The organism is Streptomyces sp. NPDC058240 (assembly GCF_042882135.1).
Classification (GTDB): domain Bacteria; phylum Actinomycetota; class Actinomycetes; order Streptomycetales; family Streptomycetaceae; genus Streptomyces.
In genome coordinates this window covers 1-2,793 of record NZ_JBHVWT010000135.1, presented here as the reverse complement: position 1 = coordinate 2,793, position 2,793 = coordinate 1, and the positions used below count along the sequence as shown (strand labels likewise).

Annotated in this window: 2 protein-coding genes; both read left to right on the top strand. The window is 69.0% G+C overall.

Going from position 1 to position 2,793, the window contains the following annotated elements:
• Positions 1 to 157: 157 nt before the first annotated feature.
• Positions 158 to 673: a DUF2231 domain-containing protein gene (locus ACFVX4_RS41880; protein ID WP_389988713.1), complete on the top strand. Its 516-nt coding sequence runs from the start codon at positions 158 to 160 to the stop codon at positions 671 to 673.
• A 527-nt stretch (positions 674 to 1,200) separates the two neighbouring features.
• Positions 1,201 to 2,709 carry a zinc-binding dehydrogenase gene (locus tag ACFVX4_RS41875; RefSeq protein WP_389988710.1) on the top strand — a complete coding sequence of 503 codons (1,509 nt, stop codon included), beginning with the start codon at positions 1,201 to 1,203 and terminating at the stop codon, positions 2,707 to 2,709.
• Positions 2,710 to 2,793: the final 84 nt, after the last annotated feature.

Genomic DNA, 2,793 nt, shown 5'->3' with positions numbered 1-2,793 from the left:
CCGCCCGAAATCCAAGCGACCGCCCTACCGCAAGAGCGAACGGACCACCAGTAAACACACAGAGTGACGACAGAAGCTAAAATCGCAAGCTAAGTCGCCGCAGGAGCCCGACTCGTCCCTGTCCAGCATTGAACACCACCCTCCGAAGGAGCCCCTTGTGGGACTCGACCTGATCAACGGCATCCCCGCACACGTCCTGTTCGTGCACGTCGTCGTGGTCCTGGTACCCCTCACCGCGCTCGCCCTGATCCTGTGCGCCGCCATCCCCTCCGTCATGCGCAGGTTCGGCCTCGCCCTGCCAGCCCTTGCCCTGGTGTCCCTGATCAGCGTGCCGCTGACGACCAACGCCGGCGAGTGGCTGGAACGGCACGTGGACCGCGATCCCCTGGTCCGTAAGCACACCGAACTCGGCGACGAACTGCTCCCCTGGGTCATCGGGCTCTTCCTGGTGTCCGCAGCGGTGTGGTGGCTCTACCGCCGCGCCGCCCACCGCACCCCCGAGGCCGAGGGATCCACCAGCACGGTGGGCACGCCGCTCCGTATCGCCGCCGCGGTGCTGTCCGTCATCATCGGCGTGGGTGCCGGCGTACAGGTCTACCGAATCGGCGACTCAGGCGCTAAAGCCGCTTGGCATGACGCCTACTCCGCCACCGCGCACCCCAATCGCGACTGACCGACAGGTGCTGTGCCGCACCCAGCCCAGGGGCTGCGCTCGGTGACACCGCACGGTATCCGGCCCTTCTGCTCGCTACGCATCGGGTACGGCAAGCAGAAGGGCCGGACCGGCTCCACTCACGTCATCTTGTAATCACACCGTAAACCCGTGGCGAACTGACACCCACAGCCGACAGGCATCAGCGGCACGATCACCAGTTCTCATCCTTAGCCCGAGCAAGATCAAAACCGGCTCCCCGGTGATCGCGAAGCGCCGGTTCGGTTCGCAGAACCCTTCTCACTCCAAGGCGGGTTCGGGGTACTTCTGAGAATCGTTCGTGACAGCGTCCGGGGGCATGACGACCCCCCCAAGGGGCCTTCCCGAGCGACGCGGACGACATCGAGCGCCACCCCTGTCCGCGCTGCCGGGCCGAACCCGGCTCGCCGTGCCGCTCGCGCTCCGGCGCGGTCGCCGGCAGCTACCACACCGGCCGCTTCCACACCGGCCGCTTCACCAAGGTGCCCCGGCTCGCCAAGCCCCTACGAGTGCCCACTCCTGCCGACCGTAGGCCCGGCCAGCCCTGGCGCCCCGGCACCGCTGTCCCGCTCGCCCTCGCGCCGGACACCCCGACCGCCGACATCCGCATCGGGTACGCCCGTTGTTCGACGCTCACCCAGGAACTCCAGTCCCAGCTCGACGCCCTCGCCAAGCACGGCATCCAGCGCGACAAGGTGTTCTCCGAGAAGATCAGCAGCCGCGTTCAGCACCACCTCGCCATCGGCCCGCACACCCCCGCCCTCATGCCGGGGCCGCGAACCGCGCCACCGCCAGCAAGACCACAGGGCCTTCGCCTCCATCCCGTAGCAGGCCGCGACACGGCCGATCAGCGACGACGTCATCTCCCCGGCAAGAGAAGCGACACGAAAGACCCCAGGCACCACACCGCCAACACGGACAACCCCGCCACCAACAGACACCCGCACCCCTCTCGCTGTTACCCGGGCACCCAGATCTCGCTGTTACCCGGGCACCCAGACTGGCCCGAGCGGCATCAGGACGTCCGGCCAAACAGCGAAGAACAGCCCCGCCCGGTCAGAGGACGGTTCCTGCGCGCCCACCCCTACCAGCGCATGCCAAGGGCATCGAGGTCCGCCCGCCACTGCTCGGTGAGCTTTCCGGCGCGTTTGCGGACGTTGTCGAGCCATCGCGCGCTCGGCGCGGGGGTGCGGGACCTGGCCGTCGGCGACTGGGTGGCCTGGTTCTACCACCCGGGCGGCTACGCCGAGTTGCTGGCCGTACCGGAGGACTCACTGGTCAAGGTGCCCGACGGTGCCAGCGACGAGACGGCCGCTGCCGTGATGATGCAAGGCCTGACCGCCAGCCACCTGAGCACCGAGACCTACCCGATCGGCCCGGGCGACACCGCCGTGGTGCACGCGGCGGCGGGCGGGGTGGGCCTGCTGCTCACGCAGATGGTTAGGGCCCGTGGCGGCCGTGTGATCGGGCTGGTCTCCCGCGAGGAGAAGGCGCCCGTCGCGAAGGGGGCCGGCGCCGACCACGTGTTGGTCCACTCCGGCGGCGGCTTCGAGGAGCGGATCAGGGAGCTGACCGGCGGACGGGGAGCCGACGCCGTCTACGACGGCGGCGGCACCGGGACGTTCCACTCCTCCCAACTGGCCCTGCGCCCGCACGGAGTGCACGCCTACTACGGCCCTTTTATGGGCGTCTCGACACTGCGGCCGACCGATCTGCCCAACAGCATCCTGCTGACGTATCCGGTGGTGCATCACCACGTCGTCACTCGCGAGGCCCTGCTCCGGCGCACCGGCGAAGTGTTCGACCTGGTCCTGGCCGGGCGGCTCACCTCACGCGTCACCGGCCGCTATGCCCCTGCACCCATGCCGTCCTGGACCGTGGCACTGCTACTGAGGACGCCGGTCGGCTGCGTAGCGCCGCCCGTGGCCATACAGACCGCCCGGGCGGGTGGGAACCCGACCAGGCGTGTCTCGTCGCGGCGGGTGTGGGTGCCGGGGGGCCCGGGCGGGGGACTGTAAAACGATCGGTGTAACTCCTGATCAAGGAAGATGCATCGTTGACCAGTGAGAACGTGACCGAGGCCGAGTCCGTCGAGCCGTCCG